The organism is Streptomyces sp. NBC_00299 (assembly GCF_036173045.1).
In the GTDB taxonomy this organism is placed as follows: domain Bacteria; phylum Actinomycetota; class Actinomycetes; order Streptomycetales; family Streptomycetaceae; genus Streptomyces; species Streptomyces machairae.
In genome coordinates, this window is record NZ_CP108039.1 from 3013516 (window position 1) to 3037590 (window position 24075).

21 protein-coding genes and 1 pseudogene are annotated in these 24075 nt (G+C 67.3%); 13 read left to right on the forward strand and 9 right to left on the reverse strand.

All coding sequences use genetic code 11. The features are described from left to right. Positions 1 to 62 precede the first annotated feature (62 nt). From OHT51_RS13075 to OHT51_RS13085, 3 genes are read right to left on the reverse strand one after another with little or no spacing between them, the layout of a single operon-like run. On the reverse strand, positions 63 to 1805 hold the full coding sequence (locus tag OHT51_RS13075) for a DUF1998 domain-containing protein (RefSeq protein ID WP_328879093.1): 1743 nt from the start codon (positions 1803 to 1805) through the stop codon (positions 63 to 65). Positions 1806 to 1808: 3 nt separating this feature from the next. Beyond that, entirely contained in the window at positions 1809 to 5717 is a 3909-nt protein-coding gene (gene drmA, locus OHT51_RS13080) for a DISARM system helicase DrmA (protein ID WP_328879094.1), read from the reverse strand. Continuing rightward, on the reverse strand, positions 5710 to 5919 hold the full coding sequence (locus OHT51_RS13085; protein ID WP_328879095.1) for a hypothetical protein: 210 nt from the start codon (positions 5917 to 5919) through the stop codon (positions 5710 to 5712). Before OHT51_RS13085 ends, drmA begins: the two co-directional genes overlap by 8 nt. 267 nt (positions 5920 to 6186) lie before the next feature. Between OHT51_RS13085 and OHT51_RS13090 the strand changes: the two genes are divergently transcribed. Beyond that, the gene (locus OHT51_RS13090; RefSeq protein ID WP_328879096.1) at positions 6187 to 7113 is read left to right on the forward strand and encodes a DUF5655 domain-containing protein; all 927 of its coding nucleotides are present in this window, start codon (positions 6187 to 6189) and stop codon (positions 7111 to 7113) included. 740 nt (positions 7114 to 7853) lie between these two features. Continuing rightward, positions 7854 to 8543, forward strand: coding sequence for a hypothetical protein (locus OHT51_RS13095; protein ID WP_328879097.1), 690 nt, complete (start codon positions 7854 to 7856; stop codon positions 8541 to 8543). Between the two features lie 81 nt (positions 8544 to 8624). Here the strand turns inward: OHT51_RS13095 and OHT51_RS13100 are convergent, their stop codons facing one another. Then, positions 8625 to 8975 (reverse strand): hypothetical protein, encoded by a 351-nt coding sequence (locus OHT51_RS13100; RefSeq protein WP_328879098.1) that lies wholly within the window; start codon positions 8973 to 8975, stop codon positions 8625 to 8627. 75 nt (positions 8976 to 9050) lie between these two features. Between OHT51_RS13100 and OHT51_RS13105 the strand changes: the two genes are divergently transcribed. After that, complete coding sequence (locus tag OHT51_RS13105; protein WP_328879099.1) at positions 9051 to 9215, forward strand: hypothetical protein; 165 nt, start codon at positions 9051 to 9053, stop codon at positions 9213 to 9215. Positions 9216 to 9303: 88 nt separating this feature from the next. On the opposite strand, the gene OHT51_RS13110 is transcribed toward OHT51_RS13105, so the two are convergent. Further along, complete coding sequence (locus OHT51_RS13110) at positions 9304 to 10065, reverse strand: DNA-methyltransferase (RefSeq protein WP_328879100.1); 762 nt, start codon at positions 10063 to 10065, stop codon at positions 9304 to 9306. 630 nt (positions 10066 to 10695) lie between these two features. Between OHT51_RS13110 and OHT51_RS13115 the strand changes: the two genes are divergently transcribed. The 7 genes from OHT51_RS13115 (at position 10696) to OHT51_RS13145 (ending at position 17926) form a co-directional block, all read left to right on the forward strand. Continuing rightward, a complete protein-coding gene (locus tag OHT51_RS13115; protein WP_328879101.1) occupies positions 10696 to 11838 on the forward strand; it encodes a C40 family peptidase in 1143 nt (380 codons plus the stop codon). A 79-nt stretch (positions 11839 to 11917) separates the two neighbouring features. Beyond that, positions 11918 to 12217 carry a DUF6112 family protein gene (locus OHT51_RS13120; RefSeq protein ID WP_328884311.1) on the forward strand — a complete coding sequence of 100 codons (300 nt, stop codon included), beginning with the start codon at positions 11918 to 11920 and terminating at the stop codon, positions 12215 to 12217. Then, on the forward strand, positions 12217 to 12903 hold the full coding sequence (locus OHT51_RS13125) for a hypothetical protein (protein WP_328879102.1): 687 nt from the start codon (positions 12217 to 12219) through the stop codon (positions 12901 to 12903). Before OHT51_RS13120 ends, OHT51_RS13125 begins: the two co-directional genes overlap by 1 nt. Positions 12904 to 12933: 30 nt before the next feature. Further along, positions 12934 to 14316 (forward strand): SCO6881 family protein, encoded by a 1383-nt coding sequence (locus tag OHT51_RS13130; protein ID WP_443052470.1) that lies wholly within the window; start codon positions 12934 to 12936, stop codon positions 14314 to 14316. A 102-nt stretch (positions 14317 to 14418) separates the two neighbouring features. Continuing rightward, entirely contained in the window at positions 14419 to 15888 is a 1470-nt protein-coding gene (locus tag OHT51_RS13135) for an SCO6880 family protein (protein WP_328879104.1), read from the forward strand. Between the two features lie 47 nt (positions 15889 to 15935). Then, positions 15936 to 16391: a DUF6238 family protein gene (locus tag OHT51_RS13140; RefSeq protein ID WP_328879105.1), complete on the forward strand. Its 456-nt coding sequence runs from the start codon at positions 15936 to 15938 to the stop codon at positions 16389 to 16391. A gap of 20 nt (positions 16392 to 16411) precedes the next feature. Beyond that, entirely contained in the window at positions 16412 to 17926 is a 1515-nt protein-coding gene (locus tag OHT51_RS13145) for an ATP-binding protein (RefSeq protein WP_328879106.1), read from the forward strand. 426 nt (positions 17927 to 18352) lie between these two features. Here the strand turns inward: OHT51_RS13145 and OHT51_RS13150 are convergent, their stop codons facing one another. Beyond that, positions 18353 to 18904, reverse strand: a complete 552-nt coding sequence (locus OHT51_RS13150; protein ID WP_328879107.1) for a hypothetical protein — start codon at positions 18902 to 18904, stop codon at positions 18353 to 18355. Between the two features lie 85 nt (positions 18905 to 18989). On the opposite strand from OHT51_RS13150, the gene OHT51_RS13155 reads away from it, so the two are divergent. Both OHT51_RS13155 and OHT51_RS13160 read left to right on the forward strand, forming a co-directional pair. Further along, positions 18990 to 19328 carry a hypothetical protein gene (locus OHT51_RS13155; protein ID WP_328879108.1) on the forward strand — a complete coding sequence of 113 codons (339 nt, stop codon included), beginning with the start codon at positions 18990 to 18992 and terminating at the stop codon, positions 19326 to 19328. A gap of 131 nt (positions 19329 to 19459) precedes the next feature. Next, a pseudogene (locus OHT51_RS13160) lies at positions 19460 to 20248 on the forward strand (helix-turn-helix domain-containing protein). Between the two features lie 6 nt (positions 20249 to 20254). On the opposite strand, the gene OHT51_RS13165 reads toward OHT51_RS13160, so the two are convergent. The 3 genes from OHT51_RS13165 to OHT51_RS13175 form a co-directional block, all read right to left on the reverse strand. Continuing rightward, positions 20255 to 20476 (reverse strand): hypothetical protein, encoded by a 222-nt coding sequence (locus OHT51_RS13165; protein WP_328879109.1) that lies wholly within the window; start codon positions 20474 to 20476, stop codon positions 20255 to 20257. Positions 20477 to 20855: 379 nt separating this feature from the next. Next, entirely contained in the window at positions 20856 to 21323 is a 468-nt protein-coding gene (locus OHT51_RS13170; protein ID WP_328879110.1) for a hypothetical protein, read from the reverse strand. A gap of 1446 nt (positions 21324 to 22769) precedes the next feature. After that, positions 22770 to 23150, reverse strand: coding sequence for a hypothetical protein (locus tag OHT51_RS13175; RefSeq protein ID WP_328879111.1), 381 nt, complete (start codon positions 23148 to 23150; stop codon positions 22770 to 22772). 179 nt (positions 23151 to 23329) lie between these two features. On the opposite strand from OHT51_RS13175, the gene OHT51_RS13180 reads away from it, so the two are divergent. Then, positions 23330 to 24046 (forward strand): hypothetical protein, encoded by a 717-nt coding sequence (locus OHT51_RS13180; protein WP_328879112.1) that lies wholly within the window; start codon positions 23330 to 23332, stop codon positions 24044 to 24046. Positions 24047 to 24075 lie beyond the last annotated feature (29 nt).

Below are 24075 nucleotides of genomic sequence, written 5' to 3' on the forward strand. Positions count from 1 at the left end.
TGCGTCGGCTGTCCGCCAGCCCACGCAGAAGCGGTCGGTGATCGACCAACCTGCTAAGCAGGTCACGGTAGGTTCTCAGCGAGAAGAAGGCGGTCCAACCCCTGGTTGCGGTGCTCACACGAGGTCTCTGACGCCAGGAGACACGAGTAGCAGGCGACTCCCTCCGCCCCCACCGACGGCGCCTCCTGGCACAACGGGTCGTTCGAACAGCTCTCGACGTCTCGTAGCGCGTGCGAAAGAACGTGCTCGAACCGGTTGACGAGGGCGACCAGCCCCCCAAGGGTGCCATCGCCTCCGGGTTGGACCGCGTAGAGGAGGAGTCCACTGCCCGTGACCTTGCCGTCCTGCACGCTGAGATAGACCCGCTCGCGGATCGCTGCGGACGAGTACCCGGAGTCCACTGAGAGCGATCTGAGGAGGCGGTGGGAGAGAGTGTGCCACCAGACGTGTACGGGGTGGAGCGACGGATCACCGTGTGGATCACTCCTGAACCGATCGTTCCACTGGTTGGCCCGGCTGCCTGCCGGGGAGAGCGAGGCACCAGCGAGATCGATGAAGACGCCCTCGCCGAAGAGCTCGATGCCCGGGTACCAGGTGGTGCCGTTCCAGCCGAAAGCGGTGGACATCTTCTGGGCCTTCTGCGGGTCCAACCGCTGGTAGCCGGTCTGGACCATGACCATGCGGAGACGGCTGACGGGTGCGACGCGCAGCCCATGACGCCGGTCGGGGCCCTGTACGAGGCGCACGTCATCCTGGTGAACCTCGAACAGCGGAGGCGAGCCAGGATGCGGGTGGGGTACCGCCGGAACACCACAGGTCGCCGCTTGGCGAAGGCGGTCGAGCTCGTCGTCACGTAGCGACGACGAGCCCGTGTTACCGGCCCCCAGCAGTTGGTCAAGCGCCTTGCTGATCTCGGACCAGGCTGTCTGTTTCAAGTACTCGATGGCACCCGGGGCAAGCCCGGCCTGCTCCGCCTCTTCCATGAGCGCGACCTGGTCGAGGAGACCGCGGCGATGGAGTGCACCGACTGCTCCCGTTAGGGATGGGTCGTTCAGGATGTCGTGAAGGCGGGTCGGCATATCCATGATCGTCAGTGCGCTCTGGAGCAGGGTGAGCCGTAGGTTGGCAGCTCCTCGCTGGACGATGCGCGCCTTCTTCACGCACCGCGCCGTTGTCGGCACCGGGCGCCCCCCGTGCTCCACGATGCGGCCGCTACAGCGCCAGGACTTCGCGTACGCCTGGCCGAAGTTCGCGGTCACGTGGCAACGGGGGCACTCAATGCGGACGAGTCGGAGGGCGCGGCCACCTCCGTGCCACAGGTAGTGCTTCGTGTCACAAGCTGCCCCCTCGTGTACAAGTCCGTGCCAATGAACCTCGTCCAAGTGACCGTTCTCGCATGCCTGCACGAAACGGATCGCCTCACGCCCCGCCTTCTCCCGACGCTGCGGTGCCGACACCGATGGGCACTCCGGACATCCGCTTCCCGTCTCGTACAGAACCTGGTGCGGTCGGTGCTGTGTGCACAGGGACCAGAATGGAAACGCGTGGGTGGGGTAGATCGTTCTGTCCGAGGGAAGCCCGAGTTCGGCATTGGTTGGCACACGAGCGATGCGTGCACCGTCCAGCTCGAGTCGTGAGAGCCGTTTGTCGACGATCTCGAAGTCCTGGGGGTTACGGCCGATCTCGTTGAAGAGCGTGTCCATCGACTTGAGTACGACCGGCCCGGATCCTGTCTCGAGAATGCTTCCAGGGCCGAGGGTGATGACGAACTGAGAGGGGCGGACCTCCTGGTAGGGACGGCTCATGGTTCAACCTCTTCCCTTGATCGTGGTGGTGGCCTCCACCTCTCGTAGAGAGTTTGGCGCGTTTTCATAAGCCTCACCCATGTTCGCGACAAGATGCGCGAGGTCGCCCAAGACGACCGGGCGAGAGGCCGGACGTGTGACCGTCGACTCGTGGTACAGCAAGGCATCACCGACGCGGTCAGCGACCTCCCGCCAATGCTCCAATTCCGAGCGCGCATGGTTCTCCGTCTCCGATGACGGTGGACGACGGAGGGCCGGCTGCTGGGCGGCACGTTCCTCGAGGATGCCGGGGAGCAGGTCCACCTCGGGGTCCGTGTGGGCGTCGCTCATCTCGTGGGCACGGCAGAACCAGCCCCCGTTACTGAGCCGCTGTTGGATCCGCCACCGCTCGTCGACCTCCACGGAGCCCGTCGCGGTCGGGATCCTCGCCGCCTGGCGGAGGACACTGACCATCACCGGTCCAAGAGCCCTGTCCCTTGCCCGGGGTGCGAAGGGGTTGACGGTGACCGGCTCGACGTGGCGGTAGAGCGTGGTGTGGTAGCCGGTGAAGTACTCGTAGTGGCTGAGGTCGCGCGGGCGCGATGCCCGGTAGAAGGTGACGACGAGCCCGCCGACACCTCGGCCCACACGGCCGGTGGCCTGGATGTAGGAGGACGTGGTCTTTGGCTGCCCGTGTACGACCATGAGTCCGAGTCTGTCCACGTCGACACCCGTGCCGAACATGGAGGTGGCGACGACCGCGTTCGCAGGTTCCCGGCCGGGCCCCAGCCGGACTCCCAGCTCCTCGAGCATGCCCGGGAGCCGCAGGGAGCTGGTGCGGCTGGACAGCTCCATCGGTTCCTGCTCGTCCAGAGTCCGCGGCGACGCGGCGACGCTCCCGAGACGCTGGGGGATGTCCTGACGGGCCAGCGCAACGGCTCCGGCGAGTTCGCGGATAGCGTTGAAGTAGCCCACGAGCGTCCAGAACGGGTCCAGCTCCTTTTGTGCGACGCCGGCCCCGAGTCGGTTGCGGGGTGTCTGGAGTAGACGCGACCACATCCGGACGATGGGTGTCTGTGCTCCTCGACCGGGGGCGATCACTCCGACGTACAGACGACCCGCTTCCTGCGCGTCGAGCGGGTGCGAGGAACCGGTCGAGGAGAAGAACGTCTCCTCGGCACGGAGGCCCTGAGGAGGGAAGACCTGCAGGCTCCGGTCGAACAGCGAACGGACCTGCTCCTCGGCCCTCCGGACGGTCGCGGTGGAGGCGACGTACTTCGGCCTGACAGTGTTTTCGCCGTCGTGCACCGTGGAGAGGAGGTCGATGCCAGCCTCGTAGAGACCGACCATGCTGCCCAGAGGGCCTTCGATGAGGTGCAGTTCGTCCTGCAACACGAGGTCGGGTGGGCGGAATCCACGGACGGGAACGTTGTTCCCGGACGTCACCTCCTCACGCGCGTTTCGTGGGAGTGTCGCTGGCCCTGCCGGAGGTGCCCAGGCCCGGTAGTAGCCCAGGTGTTCGTTGAGCCTGTCGACGTTGCCAAACAACGCGCCAGCTCTCGGTTCGAACGCCAGGCGGGCGAACTTGTCCACCGTCGCCACGACCATCGACGGGCACCTGGAATAGACCTGCTCGTCCACTGTCCACGCCGGGACAGGACAGTGCGTCGAGGAACCGTCGCCCCGGTCGAAGGCCGGCGGAACAGGCCAGGCACCGACCTCAGTCGTCTCGGACCAGGCCAGGTCGGAGTTGAGCGGGCACTTCGGGTTCGGGCAGAAGATCTCGAACTCGACGGGCTTCTCGCTTCGTTGCCTGCCCCACTCAACTGTCCGCACGAAGTACCCTGGTCGACTCGCGCGTGCGGAGACGAGCCAGGATCTGGAACCGAGCAGACGACTCGCATGCCCCTTGAACCATTTGTCGACGCTCTGGTCAGACACGTCCGCAGTGACGCGGAACAGGACGGACACGGTCGCGAACGACGGGTCCGGATGACGGGTGACCGTGACCGCGGTCACGTCGAACGGCTCTTCCGACAGCTGCGGCGCCACGTCCGGGCCCAGAGCCGGATCCGGGTCGCCCACCACGAAGTGCAGCACACCCGTGTCGCCCTCACGCAGGCCCTCCGGAGGTATCGCCAGTGTCGACCTGCAGGCCGGACAGTTCAGGATCTGCGCCGGGTCACCCTCGCCTTCTTCCCCCTCCAGGATCGAGATGGCTCCGTGGGCCGTGATGATCCTGTTGTTCGCGTCACGGTATTCGAGGTCCTGCAGGTTGTTCGGGGTCACGTTGCCGCCCACCCACAGTCCGACCGAGAACCTGGTGGAGCCCCACGGCACGTCACCGAGTTCCTCCCAGCCGGACGGCCGCCAGCCACGCTGTCCAGGCGAGCCGCTGACCCTGAGGAGCTCGCACGCCGTCACCATCGCGAGCGCCCTCCTGTACTGCTGAATGGTGAGGAGCCGAAGTGTGTACCGGGAAAGGACGGTCACTCCTGCTCCTCCCCCGGGATCCTGCCCTCGCTGGGCACGAAGCCTCCGAAGCGCGAGGGTGAAGGCAGCGAGTCCGAGGTAAGCCTCGGTCTTGCCTCCACCGGTCGGGAACCAGAGCAGGTCACACACCTCGCGGTCCTCGTGGGCGTCGTCGACGATTCCCCGTAGGTTGACCAGCTGGAACGCGAGTTGGAACGGCCACCAGCGGTTGACTCTCCTCTTGGTCCACTGCGACTGGAGGGCGATCGCCCGGTTGGCGAAGCAGAACGCGAGGAGGGCGTCGCGGTCGTCTGCCAACAGCTCGATCCCGTCGCGGATCCGATCCAGCGCGCGTCGGCACCCGGAGAGGTGTCGTTGGGCCGGTGTGCCTGGCGCATGGCTTTCAACCCCGCGGGCTTGGCCCACGATCCAGCGTTCGTAGGCGTCCGCGAGCGGCTCCAGCCTCAGGCGGAGTACGGCACCATCCGTGATCTGGGCCAGTTCCATCGGGTCCAGCTCAGGTGGATCTCCCGCGTCGGCCGGCCAGCCCTTGTCCGGAGCGTTGACGGGAACCACAGGAACGAACTCGGACCGGACGTCGGCCGGCTCGAACTCAGCCACCGTCCCTTCCTCGAACAGGTGACGCCCGTCGGACCACCTGAACGGGGGCCTGGTTGCTTCCAACCCTCCCGGATGCGGGCGCTCTGGGTCGACCTGACGCCAGACGGCGGAGCAGAGGTGCCCTCGGGCAAGCACGGGACGGTCCTCGTAGAGAAGCGCCAGGCTCGCGTCCTCCTCGTCCTGTGCCAGGTGCTGGTGTTCCAGTGGAACCAGCTCGGCTCCGCCCTGACAGCGCAGACGCACCTGGGGCTGGAACACGTGCTCCGACGGGGAAGGGTGGTCTGATTCCACAGAGCTCAGGTTGACCACGAACACCGAGATCTTCCAGATGCCGCGAGAGTCCCTTCGGCTACGGACCCTCACCCCGACTCCTGGGTCCGCGGGGTCACTCAGCAGGCTGTCGACGGAACAGTCCACGTCGCGCCAGACAGCCCCGTGAGGCTCCCGGCTCCACTCCCCGTTGGCCTCCTTGCGGTACCTGGCCCACGTACAGCAGATGTCAAGGAGTGGCCTGTCAGGGGCGCTGACCGCCAGGGAGACGCCCATCGACGACGGCCTGGCGCGAGGGTCGAGTACCAGCGACGGAATGCCGACGTCGGCGGGCTGACGTCCTGACACGGACTCGCCTGGATCGAGGTCGTCATCACTGCCCGACAGCTCGTCACCGACGAGCTCCTGGTCCGAGTCGACCTCGACCGAAGGGGATGAGAACGGAGCCAGGACACCGACGATGTACTCGTCAAGCGGGTCCTCGTCGCCCCCCAGCCTCTCGTTCGGCCCTCGGCGGGGACCGAGGATCTCAGCTACGAGATCCTCGACGAGGTGGTCTCGTTCACTCACCGAGGTGCTCCTTCTCGCTTTGTTCCTCGTGGGGGAACCCGAGAACGAACGCGGCACCGCCGAGTTCGTCCGGCTGCTCGGTCTGGTCCGCAGGACGCAGCGTGTGTCCGAGGAGAGAAGCCGTCACCGCCTGCCACTGCGCCTGCCGACTGGTGAACGCCTCGTTCGTGGAGGTGCTCAGGTCGTTCGATCTGACCAGCATCCGAAGATCGCGCCCTGCCAAGACATCGCCCCCCTGACGATCAACTGAGGCCAATGTATGTCCCCTGGGCGGCTGAGGGCAGGCCAGATCCAGGTAACAGGGCGAATGATTACAACTCCACTTGATACAAGCCCCGTTCCCCCGTCTACGCCGACGAGGCTCCGAAGGCCGACCGGCTCCCTCACAGAGGCAGCCCGACGGCGCGGAATAACCGTGCCCTCCGGTCGATTGTCCGACTGTTTGACATCGGGGAGGACGGGGAGGCGAGTGAGCGACCTGAAGCTGTTCCGGCCGGATGCCAATGGCTGGGACGTCGAGCTGCGCGGTTCGACGGTGGCTCTGGAGGTGGAGCTTCAGCGCCGGATCGAGGCCAACATGGAGGCCATGCTCGGCATCCGCTTCCTCGCATCCGATTATCCGACCGGGCCTTGGCACCGGGGCCGGATCGACTCGCTCGGTCTGGACGAGAACGGCAGTCCTGCGCTGATCGAATACAAGAAGGGCGCCGACAGCGGTGTCCTCTCACAGGCCGTCTCCTATCTGTCCTGGTTGGACTCCGCACGTCACGAGTTCGAGGCGCTGGTCATGGAGAAGCTGGGTTCCGAGGCCGCCGAGGCGATCGACTGGCGGAACCCGCGCATGGTCTGCATCGCGGCCAGCTTCTCGCACCACGACCGGGTCGCCGTGCACCGGCTACGCGAGCGGATCGACCTGGTTCGCTACCGCGTCTTCGACGGCGACCTGCTGAGTCTGCTGCTGATCGAGTCCACATCGAGGTCTCCCAGTCCCGCTCCGGCTCGGCGCCGGAGGCGGCAGAGAGAGGCGGAGGCCCGTACCAACACCGGGCCGGTCCAAGCGCCTCCGGGCGCGGCTCCCGCTTGCCTGCAGGACCTGTACGCAGAGCTGGACGAGGCCCTCACCGCCTGGGGCGAGGTCGAGGTGGCTCAGCTTCGGCACTACATCGCCTACCGTCGGATGGTGAACGTCGCCTCCGTCATCTTCCGCCCGAAGCATGAGGTGATCCTGGTCTACCTCAAGATCGACCCGGAGACGGTCGAGCTGGAGGAGGGCTTCTCGCGCGACATGCGCGGTATCGGCCACCTCGGGACCGGCGACTTGGAGGTGCGTATCGCCTCGGCAGCCGACCTGGAGAAGGCTGGACCGCTGATCCGGCGGGCGTTCGAGGCGGCCTGACGCAAGAGGAAGGGCGGCTGGTGCCTCGGTTTGTCGATGCACCAACCGCCCTTATCCGTCTGCGGTCCGTCGGCCCCGGTCCGATCGCTCTCATACTCATGCCTCCGGTCCTGCCAGAACGAAGTCGTCCCGGGTCAGCTCCGCTCGGAGCCTCGCCTCTACCGGTGGAGTGCGGGTATTCCTGATCGGCGGTATTCCTACCTGCCCAGCCGAGTGCACCTTCGCCTCGCTGAAAGACTTCAGGTGTCTATGCGTGCGACGGGAAAGCAGATCCAACAATGCACGAACTCTTCCACGAACTCGCCTGCCACCCGATCTCCCACCAACAACTCAAGTCACTGTGCTAACCGGCGCAAGGCAGGACATGCATGTTCTTCGGCGCTGACGCGATCGGGTGCACCGCCGTTGATCGCGATGCTGTCGAAGGAGCTGCCGGAACGGGCAACACTGTCGGTAACCTCGATGGCTCGAACCTCAACTCTACCTCTGAACAGAGTCGGTGATCGCATGATGTACGACGCGAACGGACATGATCCGCGCACGGGATAACCGGGAGCAGAGTTCCTTCCACTAGTGGTCGCGCTTCCGCAAGCGATGACCAAGAAGGTTGAGGGAGTGGTTGTCATAGCTGAAGGCAAGACACCGAGGTGTCTACACCACTCAAGGGCAGCTGTGGTGGGCATCGCCCTCCGGCTCATGAGCGTATCGGTCGGACGTCTGGCATCGAGGGAGCGTGCAGCATGGGGTCGGTGAATCCGGTCGACACGCAAGTGACAACCTTCACTGATGGGTTCTTCAAGGCCACGCTTCAACAACTCCGGCTGACCGTCGACCAGATCATGGCGCAGTCGCTCGCCGAACTACAGACGTCCCTGGAGACGGTGAACACGGCGATCGAGCATCCGGATTCGTTTCCTGTAGCGAGGGTGGAACTGGCGGCAAAAGCTGGAACAGTCCTCTTCGTCCTGGCGGACAAAGCCGAAAATGCGCAAATGGAGTTGGGGATCCTCCCCACACTGCTGGAGCGAAAGACCCTGATCCTGGAGCGGATCAACTCACTGCGTCCAGCCGAGCAGATCAAGGACTTCCGTCAGGAAGTAAGTGCGAGTGTCACAGACCCGGAGACTCGCGAACACCTGTTGAAGGTGCTCGACGAGCACGCCGCCATGGAGAAGGAGCGCTCCGAGCGGTTGGACCGGGAGCGCGCCGAGGCCACTGCGGGGTTGGCAACCGAGGCCACCAACCTGACCACGGAAGTCGCATTCACGGAGCTGAAGCACCGCACGGACACTCTGGAGAAGCTGGCCGACAAACTCGATAGTGAGAAGGTCACGAAGTACGACGTCGTGACGATCACGTTCGCCATCCTCGCCGCCATCGGTGGGATGACCACGGCAGTGCTCGCGCTCATCAAGTGGGTAATCGGCTGAGCGCGGGTTACGGGCCAGACCTCGTACTGCGCAGAGAGCGCACAGTCCTGCTGCGCCGTCTCCTTTCGCTCTTGATTACGCTTAGCAACCAGCATAGAGCTCGCCTGGCAGGTGATCATTCCCCCTTCTAGGAGCACCGTCACAGCCCGCCTTCGCCAGCAGCGCACCTTTGACGCGCCGAGCCCGGATCTGTTCCACCCGGCCGTCCGCCGTGTCGAACAGGGCCTGGACCTCGTCGTAGTCCAACGGCCGTCGCCGCGGATCGCCTTCGTAGTCCGCGATGTGCGTCAGGCTGTTCCACTCGTGGAACACCTGGTGCGGCGCCGTCCCGAACCGCTCCGAGCAGACCCGGCCCCATTGGTAACGGGCGTCGGTCAGGTACGTGCAGAACAGCTGGAGCGTGATCTCGTAACTCCGCGCCGTGGACACCATGATCGGCCGCGGCCCCGAGCGGAGATTGCTGATGAACGCCTCCGCCTCCGCCGCACCAAGGCCAGACGCGGCTCGATGGTCTCCCGCTCGTCGAGGAACCACGCCCGCTGCTGGCAGGCCCAGCCCTCCAACATCGCCCGGAACACCGTCGATTCCGGGTCCAACGGCACGACACCGTCCGCCAACACCAGCAGCGCCGAGCCAGGGGCCTCGATCATGCTCACCACCCGCTCCGGATGATGCATACAACGCAACATTGTTGCACTCCGCTGTGTGAGCGGTAAGTCCCCTGACCGAATGCTCCGGACTCGCCTCACTCAGGGCGTCACTATTCCTCGGGACCAGCGAGAATGAAGTCTTCGCGGCGTGCGCTCTGTTGCATCGCTTCCAATAGCCGAGCTTCGGCGATGTCGGCGTAGTGCTCGGAGAGTTCAACGCCAATAAACTGGCGCCCCTCGCGCAAGGCTGCGACGCCGGTTGTCCCCGAGCCGGTGAAGGGGTCGAGGACCGTTCCGCCCGGCGGGCAGATCTTCACCAGCTCCTGCATCACTTCCACAGGCTTCTGCGTGATGTGCACGCGCTCCTTCCGGGGCTGACTCGCCGTGTAGAGACCCGGGAGGTAGACGGGGTTCCGGTTGGCATCGACCGGACCCTTGGTTCCCCACACGATGTACTCGCACGACTGCTTGAGTCGACCCTTCTGCGGCCGGGAGACCGGCTTGTGCCACGAGGCGATCCCGCGCCAGGTCCAGCCGGCGGCCTGGAGCGCGTCCGTCGTCGTCGGCAACTGCCGCCAGTCGGTGAAGACGAGCGCGGTGCCGGACTCGACGGTCGCGCGATAGGACTCGGTGAGCAGGAGCGTGAGCCAGAAGCCGTACGAGCGCTGGTCTCGGTTCTCGCCGGGGAAGTTGGCAAGGTCGTGCTCGGCGTCCGCCGAGGTGTACTTCGCGCGCGCGGAGCGGCCGGTGCGCTCGCTGCTCGTTCGGCCGCCGCTGTTGTAGGGCGGGTCGGTGATCACGGCGTCGACGCTGTTGTCGGGGATGCCGGCGAGGGCGGTCAGCGCGTCGCCTCGGTGCAGGGTGTACGGCATTGCGCGGTTCTCTCTTTCAGGGGGCGGTCGTGCGCCCATTTCTCCGCTCGCGGAGGGAAGCGCACGTCGGCATGGGTCGCTCGGCGGAACTGCGAAAGCAGCCGCCGTAGCGAGCAATGCGCTGGAGGTTAACCCCGAATTCCGGCCGCACCCAATGAAGCAGATCCCAGCTCAGCGCCCCAAAACCGCCCGAAGCACAGGCCGTTTGGTGCGGCCGTACTTCGTCCCTACAGTCTCGCCGTGTTCGCAGGACGGGACCTGGTTCCGCCCCTGCTGAGCTGTGTCGATGCGTGCCGTTCCGTCCAAAGGACAGCGTGCCTGACACCCCACCGACTGGCTTCCTAATCGGCGAAGGGGCCTCCCCATGTGGCGAGTGAGATTACGAGCGCGGCTGGCTGCCGCTTTCAAATAAGGGGCCAGCGGCCGGGAGTTAGCAGCTCCCGGCCCTGGTTTCCCTGCCTCCCCAAGGGATTGCGAATTCATAACCCGGCGCGGTGCCGGTGACCTTTTCGACGAGAACGCCTGCGCCGCGCTGCCTACGAGTAAGGAGCTGCCGATGCAGCATGCCCAGGCGCGCCCCTCCGCGGGGCCAAATTCCCTGTCCTGCCGGTCGGCGTTCGGCCGGCGCCCGTGAAGAAGGCCATCGCCATAGCAGGGGCCGTGGCCCTCGGCCCGACATTGTTGATAGCGCCGGTCGCTGTCGCTCTCGCTGGTTCCAGCAGTGCTCAGGCCGCCTGTTCCGCGGACGGTGCACAGGCTGTGGACAGCGCGGCGGTCGCGAAGCAGGTGGAGTCCATCCTCAAGGGCGGCGACAAGGGGTCCGTGTCCGTTCCCGGGCTGGATGACCCCGAGGAGCAGATCCCGAACGCCCAGACAATCCAGGCCACTGGTATCGCGATGAAGGTGCCGGCGCGGGGGCAGATCGTTGCCTTGGCCACGGCTCTGCAGGAGTCGGGGCTGCGGAACCTGGACTATGGCGATCGGGATTCACTCGGTCTCTTTCAGCAGCGGCCCAGCCAGGGTTGGGGTACGGCTGCTGAAGTTCGTGATCCGGTGCATGCCTCGACGAAGTTCTACGAGGGTCTGCTCAAGGTCTCGGGCTGGCAGTCGATGACCGTCGCCCAGGCCGCACAGGCGGTTCAGAAGAGCGGCTTTCCCGACGCGTACGCGAAGTGGGAGCCGCTGGCCACAGCACTCCAGAAGGCCATCGCCAAGTCGCTCGGCCAGAACGGAAGTTCCGGCAAGGACAGCGACACCGGTGGTGAGGACGAGCAGACGACCTCCTCGGCGGCTACCGCGTGCGGCACCGGCGGGGACGGGTCCTCGTTCGGTCCGATTCCCGTGGGGTCCGTCCCCGAGGGCTACAAGATCCCGACTAATTCGCCCAAGTCGGTGCGTACGGCGATCCGTTGGGGACTTGGTCAGCTCGGTACGCCGTATCAGTGGGGCGGCAACTGCTCGGATCCGCACGGTCAGGACCCGATGGGCCGGTGCGACTGCTCGTCCCTGATGCAGGCGTCGTACAAGGCCGGTGGTGTCTCGCTCTCCCGGACCACGTACACGCAGGTCAAAGAGGGCAAGGCGGTCAGCGTCGATGCCCTCAAGCCGGGTGACCTTCTGTTCACCCGCGGCACGGCCGCAGCGCCCGAACACGTCGGGATGTTCATTGGCCAGGGGCTGATCCTGCAGGCCCCCAAGACCGGCGACGTGGTCAAGATCTCGACCCTCGCCGAATGGCGTGCGGACGTCGTCGCCGCCCGCCGGGTCGTCTGACCGGCTTCTTCTCCCCTCCCTCCACCTCCTCTCGGGCCCTCGCGCGCCCAAAATCGCACTGGAGTTCCAAGTGAAGCTCATGCAGCACGGCCAGTATCTGGCGTACAACCCCGGCATCACACCGAAGGAGGGCGGGCTTCCCGGCCTCAGCGTGCTGAAAAACGTCGTCTCCTCGATCAACCTCTACAGCATCATCGCGGTGGTCGGCGCGCTGGCCATATCCGCCCTGGTCTGGGCCTGGGGCCACCACAGCGGCGGCCACCAGGCGGAGGCGAACGGCAAGAAGGGGACCGTCGTCGCCGCCGGCTGCGCCCTGCTGCTCGGGGCGGCCAACGGCATCGTCGCGTTCTTCTCGGCGATGGGGACGCAGGTCCACTGATGCCGAGGAAACGTTCCCGCACTGCTCAGGAGCGCACCTACGGGGCGCCCTCCTCGGTCCTTCGGCGTATCGCTCTCGGCAGCATCGTGCTCGCGGTGCTGCTGGCGATCTCCGGACTGCTCGCGTACCTGACTCGCCCGGAGCCCGCAGCCTCCGCGGCCCCCACTCCGGCGAGGACGTCCGCCCCGGAGTCGGCCTCGCCGGAGACGACCAACGGCAAGCGTGAGGCCATCGCGGCGCCGCCCCGGACGAGCGATCCGATCGCCTTCGCCAAGGCGGCCACCAAGGTCCTTTGGTCGTACGACACCCGCTCCATCTCCCGGGCCGAGCATGTGGCCGGGCTCAAGCGGTGGATGACCGACGAGAAGAAGTACGCCGACTGGGCGTCCATCACCAACCAGATCCCCAGCCCGGTGCTGTGGTCGCGGATGCACGACAACCGCCAGCACGCCAGCGCCACGATCGGCGAGGGCCACTACCCGCAGGCGTTCAAGACCGCCCTGGCCCAGGACCCCGGCGCGATCACCGAGGCGTACGTCTACGCCGTCACGGTCACCGGCAAGCAGGCCATCGCTTGGAAGGGCTCGGGCGCCGGAGCCGAGTCGCGCTCCACGACGCTCGCCGTCCAGTGCCGTCCCCACCACGACTGCGCCCTCGTCGGCGTGCTGCCGAGCGTCGCGCCGTGATCGCCGCCGCTCCCGAAAGGAGGTGCCCTCATGGGGGCTTGTGACCTGCCTCTGATGCAGACGATGTGTAACACCATCGGTGGCGTCGTCGGTTCGACCGGTGAGGCTGTCACCGATGGCATCGGCGCCTGGATCGCGAAGTCGATGGGCGAGATGGCCCAGGCCGCCGCCGAGCTGGCGTCGAAGGCGGTCGACAGGACGACGGCCATCGACCTGAATGCCGAGTGGTTCAGGAGCAACTACGAGTTGCTGCTGCCGATCGGCCTCATCCTGACCGTCGGCACGTTCTGCCTGCAGCTCGCCCGCGCCGCCTGGCGCCGGGACGAACGTGCCCTGGCCCAAGCGGTCAGCGGCACGGTGGCCGGTGTCCTGTTCGCGTTCGCCGCCATCGCCTGCACCACCGTGGCGATCACCGTCGTCGACGCCCTCAGCGCCGGCCTCTTCAAGGCGGCCAACACCTCCATCGACGACGCCGTTCGCCGCATCATCGCGGTCAACAACCTGGGGCCCACGTACGCCCTGGGCTGGACTCTCCCAGCCATCGCCGCGCTCGGCAGCGCGGTGGGTGCCTTCTTGTACTGGGCGGTGATGGTCGCCCGGAAGGTCGGCATCCTGGTCCTGGTCACGCTCGCCGTATTCGCCGGGGCCGGGGGCGGCTGGGAAGTGGCCCGGCGCTGGCGTCGCGGCTGGATCGAGGCCACCGCGACTCTGATCGTCTCGAAGCTGCTGATGACGATCGTGTTCCTGCTGGGCGTCTCGGCCATGGGCAAGAGTGACGCCTCGGACGGGATCAGCGCGCTGTCGGACGTTCTGGCGGGCGTCGTCGTCATGGTCCTGGTGATGCTGTGTCCGTACGCGACGTACAAGTTCGTGCACTGGGCGGCCGACGGCTCCGGCCATGACGACCTTCACCGTACGGGCGTCGCCGGGGTGGCGGTGGCCGCCGGTGCGGCGAAGACCGCGGGCCAGCTCGCGATGCAGGCCGGCACCGGCATGCGTGCTCCGCAGGGCCCGTCGAAGGTTCCGGGCCAGGGCTGGGGCGGTGTCGCCTCCGGTATCGACCCGACCGGTGGCTCTCGTGGCGACGACAAGCCGAAGCAGACCCACTTCCGCTTCGGCGAGGACCCGAACGCCACCGGCGACAAAGGCCGGGCACTGATCCGCCGGCCTCCCACCGACGGTGACCGCGGGCAGCCGCTGATCCAGCGTCCCGGCCAGGGCACGGCGGCCGACGCGGCACCGGTCTCCTCCGGGCCGACGCCCCAGGGCGCGGCGGTGGCCCAGCCGCGGGTCACGCACCTGGATCCGCCGGCACCCCGGCGTTCCGGGCCGGTGGGCGGGCCGTCTGCGCAGGGCGGTGCCACGCCGCAGCGGTGGGTCTATCCCGAGCCGCCGGCTGGATCGGGCTCGTAGCCCTCGCCTGACGGGGCGGGCAGCAACGGTCGCCTTTGGCGCCGCCCGCCCCGTCTCCCCTCTCTTCTTTCTTGCTCGCCACGTTCCAAGGACGGCTTCGCCATGCTTTCCGACACCTCTCAGCCTGACGGCCCGGCCACCGTGAAGTTCCCGCATCGCTCGCGGCGCGGTGTCCTGCTCGGCCTGTCGGCCCCTCAGCTGATCGTCGTCACCGTCACCGGGCTGCTGCTGCTCGCCGTGCTGCTCACCTCCGGCGTCACCGGGGCGCTCAAGCTCATACCGCTGTGGGCGGGAATTCTTGCAGTGGTGTTCGTCCGCCATCGCGGACGGTCCCTCGCCGACTGGGCGCCCATCGCCGCTCGGTACGCGCTGCGTCGTTTCCGGGGACAGTTGGTCTGGCTCGCCCGGCCGTCCACTCGGCCGCGTCGCGAGGGCCTGCTGCATCTCCCGGGCACGGCGGCGTCCTTGCGGGTGGTCACCGCCCCGCACGATCGTTTCGGCGCGGTGCACGATCCGCACCACGGCACGCTCACCGCGGTGGTGAAGGTCTCCTCGCGTGCGTTCGCGCTGCTCGATCCGGCCACCCAGTCCAGCAACGTCGCAGGCTGGGGGCGGACGCTGGCGGCCCTGGCGCGCACCGGGCACATCGCCCGGGTCCAGGTCCTGGAGCGCACGGTGCCTGATTCCGGCGACGCGCTCAACCGCTACTGGCACGAGCACGGCAACGAGGCGACCCACCTCGCCGGCCCCATCTACATCGACCTTCTGGCCGCCGCCGGCCCCGCCGCGGCCCCGCACGAGGCGTACGTCGCGCTCGCCCTCGACCTCAAGGCCGCCCGCCGTCTGATCAACCAGGCCGGAGGCGGGCTCACCGGCGGCTTCGCCGTCCTGGCCCAGCTCACCGCCACCTTCGACCAGGCCGCCCGCACTGCCGGTCTGACGCCCAGCGGCTGGCTGGAAGCAGCCGAGATCGCAGCCGTGATCCGTACCGCGTACGACCCGAAGTCGTCGGCCGCCTTGGACCAGTGGTCGGCCTCGGGCCGCCCGCAGGCCGAGCCCGCTGCCGCCGGCCCCGTCGTCCTGGTCGAGAAGGCCGACCGGATCCAGACCGACTCGGCCCACCACGCCACGTTCTGGATCGAGAACTGGCCCCGCATCGAAACCTCACCCGGCTTCCTGCACCAGCTCCTGTTCACCTCCGGCGTACGCCGCACGCTCTCACTGACCTACGAGCCCAAGGGGCTGGACTCCGCGCTCAAGGACGTACAGCGCCGCAAGGCCACCGTGATCGCCGACGCCGCCGAGCGGCAGCGCAAGGGCCAGGTCGACTCCGAGGAGGACTCGGTCGAGTACGCCGACATCAAGCAGCGCGAGCGGCAGCTGATCGCCGGGCACGCCGACGTCGCCCTCACCGGCCTGCTCACCGTGAGCGCGGACACCGACGAGCAGCTCAACGCCGCCTGCGCCGCGATCGAGACGGCCGCCGTCGCCGCCCTCGTCGACCTGCGCCTTCTGACCTGGCAGCAGGCCGAGGCCTTCACCAACGCCGCCCTGCCCCTCGCCCGCCCGTAGCGCACGCACCCGCACCACCATCTCGCGCTCTACCGAATGGCACCCCCATGCCGACCGAGCCCCTGCCCGAACTGGCTCCGGACTTCGTCCCGTTCGCCACCGCCGCGCTCGACTTCCACCAGGCGATCAACATGCCGGTCGCCCCGGTCGCCGCCAGCCGTGCCGAACTCGACTCCCTGCACGCCCACATCGTTGCGCTGTACGGGCTGCTCGACGCCCACACCGCCCGCACCACACCGGTGGCCAGGGCGGAGGGCGACCATCTGCGGGCGTGCCGGATCCGGCTGTGGCAGGCAGCCGAGCACCTCCACGCAGCCTTCCACGCCGCCCCGCACCCCGGCTCCGGCCGCCTCCCCACCCGGGAGGCGTGCCGGGCCCGGCTGCCAGAGGGAGCGCCCGAACTCACCGTGTGCCAGCGCCACCTGGCCACCGCCACCCGCGTCCGCCGTGACCACACCCCGGCCGATCTGCGCGACCCCTTCACCGGCCTCACCCGCCACTGACTGCCAGGAGCACCACCCCCATGGCCACTCGTACCCGTGCCAGTGCCAGCCCGCTGTTCGTCGCGCGCAAGAGCGACCGCCGCACGGCGCGCGCCGCCCGCCACCAGTTCGCCGCCGCCCGCGAGCAGGCCCGGCACGCCGCACGCCCCGAAGCCCGCCCGACCGCACCCGGCCTCGACCCCGCCCTACGGGCCACCTACCCGGCCGCCGGCCGTCCCGGCCCGGCCGCCGCCCGCGGCGGCCGTCTCAAGCTCCCCGCCCACCGGATGACGACGGCCACCGCGTCCGGGGCCTACCCCTTCCTCGCGGAGGGCGGTCTCGGCGCGCAGGGGATCTACATCGGCCGTGACGTCCACGCGGAGGCGGCCTTCACCTACGACCCATTCGCCCTCTACGGGCGCCTCGACGGCTTCACCAATCCGAACATCCTGCTGGCCGGGATCATCGGCATGGGCAAGTCCGCCCTGGCCAAGTCCCTCGCGGTGCGCGCCGTGGCCTTCGGATACCGGATCTACGTGCCCTGCGACCCGAAGGGCGAGTGGACCGTAGTCGCCCAGGAACTGGGCGGGCAGACCATCGCGCTCGGCCCCGGCCTGCCCGGGCGCCTGAACCCCCTGGACGCACCCGCCCGGCCGTACGGCGTCAGCGAGGAGGACTGGAGGAGCGAGGTCCGCAAGCGACGGCTGCTGCTGGTCGGCTCGCTCGCGAAGACGGTCCTGGGGCGCGAACTGCATCCCATGGAGCACACCGCCCTTGACGTGGCGCTCGACCAGGTCGTCGCCTACGCCGAGGCCAACGGCACCACGCCGCTGCTGGGCGAGGTCGCCTACGTCCTCGGCTCCCCCGAGCGGCTCGATGCCGCGCTCGGCGAGTTGTCCGGCCGTCTCGGCCATGCTGCCGAGGACCTGGCCCACGCCCTGCGCCGACTCGTGCACGGCGATCTGGCCGGGATGTTCGACGCACCGAGCACCGTGGCGTTCGACCCCAGCGCGCCGATGCTGTCCATCGACCTCTCCCGCCTCGGCGGCGCGGGCGATGACACCGCGCTCGTCCTGGCCATGACCTGCGCCTCCGCCTGGATGGAGTCCGCCCTCGCCGACCCCGCCGGAGGACGGCGCTGGGTGATCTACGACGAGGCCTGGCGCGTCATGCGCCACGTCGCGCTGCTGGAGCGGATGCAGAGCCAGTGGAAGCTCTCCCGCGGCCTGGGCATCGCGAACCTGATGGTCATCCACCGCCTCAGCGACCTGCTGGCCGCAGGTGACGCCGGCTCCCGCGGACGCGCCCTGGCCGAGGGCCTCCTCACCGACTGCTCCACCCGGATCATCTACCGCCAGGAAGCCGACCAACTCGCCTCCGCCGCTTCACTGTTGGGGCTGAGCGGGGTCGAGACCCAGGCCGTCTCCGCTCTCACCAAGGGGCGCGGTCTGTGGAAGGTGGCAGGCCGATCATTCATTACTCAACATCTCTTGCATCCGCGGGAACGCGAGCTGTTTGACACGGACGCCCGGATGGCCGCGATCACTCGTCCTTGATCAATCCCACCGTTCGAGGGGCCGGTGCCACGTCCCGACCCCCAAGTCTTCCCGCCCCGAGCGTCCCCAGGAAGTCCGCCTTCATGCCTCAGCAGTACACGATCCGCCGCTTGGCGCATCGACTCGTCCAGCACTACCTCCACGCCACTGCGGCCAACGCCTCTCACAGCCATATCCCCCTGGCCACAGGCCCGTTCGGGGTCCTTGACGAATCCCGGCGGCTCGACGCCCGCCAGGCTCCGCCGCCCAACGAAACGGGCCGACGTCATGGCTGACCGGGCACCGACCACGCGAGGTGGCAACCCCCCTGTATCTCGTTTCGCCGCGTCGGCGTCAGAGCGCCAGGTCGCCTCCACAGCCCGCAAGTCGAACGACCGTGCGGACCTTGCGGCGTTCGCCAAGGGACTCGCCGCTCGACTGCCCGGCTCATGGACCGTCGTCGCCCAGGAGCACGCCGCGTACGCCGATCAGTTCACGCTCGCGCAGCGGGTCTGGGACCTCGGGCATGTGCACTGGGCCTTCGATCAGTTCGTGCTGTCCCGGGACGCCGTTCTCACCAGCGACACCGGTTGCGAGTTGGTCGTCGTCGACCGCCCGCGGCGCAAACGTGAGTTTCTGATCGCCGCCTTGCAGCCGAGCGGCAGCGATGGCGCGGGCCGGGTGAACGCGCCCAACGGCATCGTCGTCGACGCGGACCCGGTGCGCGCGGCGACCGCGGTGGCCAACCGGCTGCTTCCCCGCTACGAGCGGGCCGTACATGAGGCCGGCATTGAACAGGTCGCCACGGCGGTAGCTGCCGGCAAGCGGGTCCTTGCCGAGTGGGACGCGATCTCCGACAGCCTGTGCGACGCCGACCACTGGCCCCTCGACGAGCGCTACGACCTGCGCCAGCAACAACGGGATGCGGAGATGTGGGCTCTGTTCGCTCCCTTCCTCGACCACGGCCCTGCCCTGGTCGCCCACGCCGAGGAGATGCACACGTTCCTGGATCCGCAGGATCGTGCAGATGGGAGGTGGCCGTACCGGCTTCGGGTGCTGCGTGAGGCCCTGGAGGGCGGCGCGCGTGTTTCAGGCCGACTTCGAGGATGTCACCGGTGCGCTGTTGCCGGATCGCCCTCGCGCCGAGGCCGCGTTCGCGAAGGCCATCGTCGAGCGCGATGCCAAGGGCTGGCACTACTCCCTCACCTGGATGGAGACCGGCGACGCGCTCGTCGAGATGGCGGGGGCCGAGCGAGCCCTGCGCGGCCGTCCGGACAGGTCACAGCAGTCCGCGCAGGTCCAGGCCGCCCGCGCCCGCTCCGCGCACGCGATCCGCTCGAGCGTCGCGACGACGGCGGCGGTGTCCGCCGCTGCGGCGCCGCCGAGCCTCCTCGCGCACGACCGCGTGCGCCGATCGCGCTAAGCGCGTATCCAGAAGTGCTGCACGTAACTGGAGTTGAGGCCATCTGGTGCGGGAGGCGTTGACACCGCCCTCGCCGGGCGTTCGATCGAAGTGTCAGCAACGTCCGCCCGCCCGGCGAGGTTGTGGTCAGTGTGCGCCCGCCCACCGTGTTCGCCAACGCGTCCGCCACCGAGTGCGCGAAGTTACGTGGCCTTCTGCGGGGCCCATGGCGGTCGGCGTTACGGGCGGTGATGGTACTGCTGTCGCTGCAGGGCCTGCCACCAACGCAGATCGCCGCGCTGGTGGAGTGCGACCCGGCCACGGTGCGCCGCTGGATCGGCCGCTTCAACACCCACGGGATTGACGGCCTGCACCTGGGCGCCACCCGGTTGCCCGCGCGGATCACCGCGCTGCTTCAGCGGCCCGGGCCGTGGACCGTGACCAGGCTGCACCGGTACCTGGGCCGACCGCAGATCAGCTGCCGCAAGCTGTATCGCCGGGTGCGGCAGGTGGCCGTCTGGCGGCGGCCCAAACTGATCGCCCGCGGCGATCCGGCCCACGACGCCGTGGTGGCCGCGATCGTGAAACGCCTGCGCCTGCTGCCGGCGGGGGCGGTGGTTTGGGTACCGACGAAACCCACCTGCACCTGCTGCCCCACATCCGCTCCAGTTGGTCACTGCCCGGCCGTCGGCCGCACATCCCCACCCCGGGCAGGAACAGGCAGCTCACCGTGTCGGGCGCGCTGGAAGTCACCACCGGCACCCGCGGCTACCAGCTCGGCCGCCGGCGGGCCGCCGACTTCCTCGACCTGCTCAAGCAACTGGTGGCGGCCTCCCCACCGCCCCGGCGGTCGTGGTGATCTGCGATGCCAGCTCCTGACCACCGCCGCGCCCTGGACCAGCCCCTGGTTCCCGACCAGTTACCGACAGAAAGCCGCTTAGCGGCGGCTACTGACAGCCGTCGGCAAGCGAGTTGACGCCAACGCCGAGCAGTGCGCCACCCACGATCAGCACGAGAACCAGGCCGCAGCAACCCGCTGCTTCATCAAGCCCCTCACCCGAGGCCATGCCGCCAACTGCGGCAAGTAGCAGGAAGGCACCAATACCCAGGAACCAGTTGGTGGCCGTGCAGCTAAACGCCAACTGGACATACTCGACTGCCGAAGTCATACGGCCACGGTAGGGGGATGGCTGGTGCGCTGTGGTTGGACGCGCGCTGATCACCATCCGATTGGCGGGTGTCCTGACGTGTAAACATCCATCTCTGCCCTCTTTTCAACCTGGGTATCCCCGGTGCCCTCCCCTATGGGATGGAGGGCACCGGGGATACCCCTCAGAGCTTGAACCATCCCGGAGCATCCCCGCCTATCCCGGGGATAGCGGGGACACCCTCTGACCTGGGCTTTTGTGAACCGCGGGATATCCCCGGGATACCCCTCGGGGATAGTTGATCGGGATAGAGAAGATGTAAGGAAAGACGTCCGAGGCAGAAAGGTAGCTACGTCACTCCTCTCTATAGATAGGGGCATCAGACCCTCTCGACGGCTACTTACCATTCCAATAGCTCCCCTTTCTCCTTGTACTTCGGGCTGACGACCGCACGCCCGTTGGAGAGCAACACGCGAAATCGTACGGGCACGTCCCTATTGAAGGCGAGAGACGTTGGCAGATCGAACCTGACCCTGTGGGTAACGCCATCGTGAGCGGGAACCACGATCGTCCTGACTTTGGCGCCGTCGGTTTTTCGGCTGTCCACATCCGTGAAGGACTGGGAATGGGTGAGAAGATCAACGCTTTCCACGGTTACTGGGGTTCCACCGTCGTTGGTAAGCCGCAGAGTGTAAAGGCGGTTGTACCCCTTTTCGCCTCCCCGAACGTCCGAGCCTTGTACGCTCACCTTCACCTTGGGTCGTACACGTCGGAACGTGCGGTACGAGATGAGCATGTTGAGCGTCGCCACACCAGCGCTTGCAAGCGCGATTCCACGCGCTACCCAGTCAACAGCAGCCTCAGCCATGGACAGCCCCTCGGAGAGTGAACGGCACGAACCATCCCTCCCCGCTCTCTTGAGCCACTCGCCCGCTTCTGGTGCAACTTCAACCGTTGAGCCGGATGGCGGACACCAGGCCGGCTATTAGCCCTCTACCTGGAGCCTCACGGGGCGCGTGCATGTCGAGCTGCGGCACGCCCCCAGTCAGCCGGACAGCCATGGCGACGCTTTTGAGAGGTAGGCATGCACCAACCGTCATGCCCGAGATGCGCGACCGAGCCCCGGTCTTCATTGGCTCCAGTTGCCGGGGCGTGTGGCCCGTTCAAGGATGGATATGAGACGTGAGGCTGCTGGGGAGCACCAAGAGGTAGGTGAGGTCCATGGGCCTTCACATCTACTGGGGCAAGTGCCCGCCCCCTCCGCCCGAGCCACCCAAGCCGCCCGAACCTTTGCCACAGGCCCCACAACCGCGCTGGAATGAACCAGCCCCGTTCGGCTTGGTCCCAGCTCGCCAGTCCATGGCCAGTGGAGCAGCCGCCCTCCTCGCTGGTTTCTCTGCCGCGCTCGTCGGGGTTGTCGCTCAGGATCCGGAGAAGATGCGCTATCCGGGCTGGACGTTCCTCGCCCTCACGCTGGCAGTAATAGTGCTCGTAGCATGCGTGCAATGCGGCTTCAACGCCCGGTCTCTTCTGTACTCGCATGCGGAGATCACAGAATGGCGCCCCACACCCTGGACAACAGAACAGACCGCAGATCTTCGCAAATCCCAGAAACGTCACGCCACTAGAGGACGCAGATGGGAGTGGGCTGCCGAGTGGACTTTCCATATCGGAATCTTGTGCCTCGCTCTGGGTATCGCCCTCATACTCATCCCAATGGCTCGCTCCGGCGAAAGCACGATCCGCTGGATCGCCGCATACCTCATTGCAGGAGCAGGAGTGCTTCAGCTCTTGTACTTCCTCACCATATGGACGGTGGATAGGAAGGCACGACAAAGCCATGCCCAAGAAGAGAAAGATCAAGGACGAGCTCAAGAAGACACGCGAGGCGGAGGACCGACGAAAGGCTAGGGCGCGAAAGAAGACAATACCCCTGCCAGCTAAAGGGATCAGGAGAGCAATACGCGAGGGGTTCCGTTGCAGGCCGCACGGATCTGAAGATTGCGGCGTCTGCCCCAAGAGGGGACGACGACGGAAGGCCGCGGCTAACGACCGAGTCGCCGCCTGAGGAAGCATTCGGGCACGTGCCAGACTTGCTTACGAGCTGCCGCAGCATCGATAGCGATACCTCGGGCCCACAGTCAGCATCCATGGTTATTCCGCCTCTTCCAGATCATCGAACGAGAGCTGCCTGGGGCGGTTAGCCAACGCTCCTTCCACCTGCTTCCGGGCGTACTTAGGTACAGCTGGCATCCATTTAGTCCACACCTGACGCCCGTTGCTGAATACTACGTTGATCCTGAAGCGAGAATACTTAAGCCTTTGAGTAAGGGACCCAAAAAAGGATTTGGGCAAGCAGCTCAATACCACCGAAGGGAGGGATCTCCCCGTCTCTTTCGAATCTGAGAATCTTCAGGGCCTGCCCCGTCCAACCCCTTTTGGGAGAGACCGTTCTGATGTCTGTGTAAACATTGGCCACCTTCACCGCAGCCTGACTCTTGTTGTACAAGTTGAGGAGATAGACGCCCTCTTCGAAAGGGTGCTCCGGCGACTGGAATCTATTGATCAGCCAGTCAGTACGCAGCTCGACACGAGGTCGGCCACGCCTGTACGTGGCGTACGAGACGGCCATGTTGGCCCCGGTGAAGAGGGCACTGATGGACGCCACGACGATGGCGACTGCTGCGAGCGACATGGGCCAAGGATGCCCAGCAACCACCCCGTTGGACCCGATTTGAGGAACACCAGCGGTTGAGCCTGACGACCTGCAACAGAGCTGGCCATTTAGCGCAGATTCCCCGGCCCCGCCAAATCCGCCTCCGGGCCACATCCTCGTCCTCCGCATAGCCCCGACCTCTGCGAGGTGCACCTCTCGTGGCGGAAACACCCCCGCACATCACCGTCGCCCACCACGCCCAGTACGGCGTCGTGGCCGCGATGTCGCACGACAACCACGTCGCCGATCACATGCTGCGGCGGGTCGGCTTCGAGCGGCTGCCCGGCAGCCGCAGGTACGCCATGACCGAGCCGGACCGCGACCTGACGCGGCGCGGACAGCAGGCCGTCCAGTCGCTGCGCGCCGCGCAGTACAGCGTCACCTCCGACGCCGCGTACGACCTCCAGCCCGCCACCCGGCCCACCCCCGGCCGAGGCCTCTTCGACGAGCCGTCGAGCGACCCCGTCCCCGACGGCCTCGGCGGCGAGGAGGCGGTCGTCACCGCTTCCCACGCGCTCGCTGCCGACATCCGGGCCGCCCGGATCGTCGTGCACGACCAGGTGCGTGATCGCGAGGGCACGCTGCGCGCGGTCGGAACCGACATGCGCACAGGTGAGGGCGTGTTGCTGCACGGCGAGGGCGATCTGCGGTACGTCGAGACGCGGCTGGACAGCACGGACCTCGCGTTCGACGCGTTCTCCTACATCCGCGGCGACGGACGTCCCGATCCGACTCCCGCGACCTGGCAGCGCCGAGCGCAAGCCGCCACCGCCATCTCCCCGGCTCGCGCCAGTACTTCGGTGCCGCAGCGGCCCGACGTCACAGGCACCTACCGCCCGGACCCGGCCGCTCGGCAGACGGTCCGCGCCCGCTAGGTCATCCGCACCCAAAGGAAGTCCTCAGC

What these genes read in the sequence shown, in the direction of transcription:
- OHT51_RS13165 (WP_328879109.1), bottom strand. Translation starts at nt 20,476, where the DNA reads ATGACTTCGGCAGTCGAGTATGTCCAGTTGGCGTTTAGCTGCACGGCC.
- OHT51_RS13105 (WP_328879099.1), top strand. Translation starts at nt 9,051, where the DNA reads ATGGTCTCCCGCTCGTCGAGGAACCACGCCCGCTGCTGGCAGGCCCAG.
- OHT51_RS13145 (WP_328879106.1), top strand. Translation starts at nt 16,412, where the DNA reads ATGGCCACTCGTACCCGTGCCAGTGCCAGCCCGCTGTTCGTCGCGCGC.
- OHT51_RS13085 (WP_328879095.1), bottom strand. Translation starts at nt 5,919, where the DNA reads ATGCTGGTCAGATCGAACGACCTGAGCACCTCCACGAACGAGGCGTTC.
- OHT51_RS13140 (WP_328879105.1), top strand. Translation starts at nt 15,936, where the DNA reads ATGCCGACCGAGCCCCTGCCCGAACTGGCTCCGGACTTCGTCCCGTTC.
- OHT51_RS13075 (WP_328879093.1), bottom strand. Translation starts at nt 1,805, where the DNA reads ATGAGCCGTCCCTACCAGGAGGTCCGCCCCTCTCAGTTCGTCATCACC.
- OHT51_RS13100 (WP_328879098.1), bottom strand. Translation starts at nt 8,975, where the DNA reads ATGGTGTCCACGGCGCGGAGTTACGAGATCACGCTCCAGCTGTTCTGC.
- OHT51_RS13135 (WP_328879104.1), top strand. Translation starts at nt 14,419, where the DNA reads ATGCTTTCCGACACCTCTCAGCCTGACGGCCCGGCCACCGTGAAGTTC.
- OHT51_RS13175 (WP_328879111.1), bottom strand. Translation starts at nt 23,150, where the DNA reads ATGTCGCTCGCAGCAGTCGCCATCGTCGTGGCGTCCATCAGTGCCCTC.
- OHT51_RS13110 (WP_328879100.1), bottom strand. Translation starts at nt 10,065, where the DNA reads ATGCCGTACACCCTGCACCGAGGCGACGCGCTGACCGCCCTCGCCGGC.
- OHT51_RS13125 (WP_328879102.1), top strand. Translation starts at nt 12,217, where the DNA reads ATGCCGAGGAAACGTTCCCGCACTGCTCAGGAGCGCACCTACGGGGCG.
- OHT51_RS13130 (WP_443052470.1), top strand. Translation starts at nt 12,934, where the DNA reads ATGGGGGCTTGTGACCTGCCTCTGATGCAGACGATGTGTAACACCATC.
- OHT51_RS13095 (WP_328879097.1), top strand. Translation starts at nt 7,854, where the DNA reads ATGGGGTCGGTGAATCCGGTCGACACGCAAGTGACAACCTTCACTGAT.
- OHT51_RS13170 (WP_328879110.1), bottom strand. Translation starts at nt 21,323, where the DNA reads ATGGCTGAGGCTGCTGTTGACTGGGTAGCGCGTGGAATCGCGCTTGCA.
- OHT51_RS13120 (WP_328884311.1), top strand. Translation starts at nt 11,918, where the DNA reads ATGCAGCACGGCCAGTATCTGGCGTACAACCCCGGCATCACACCGAAG.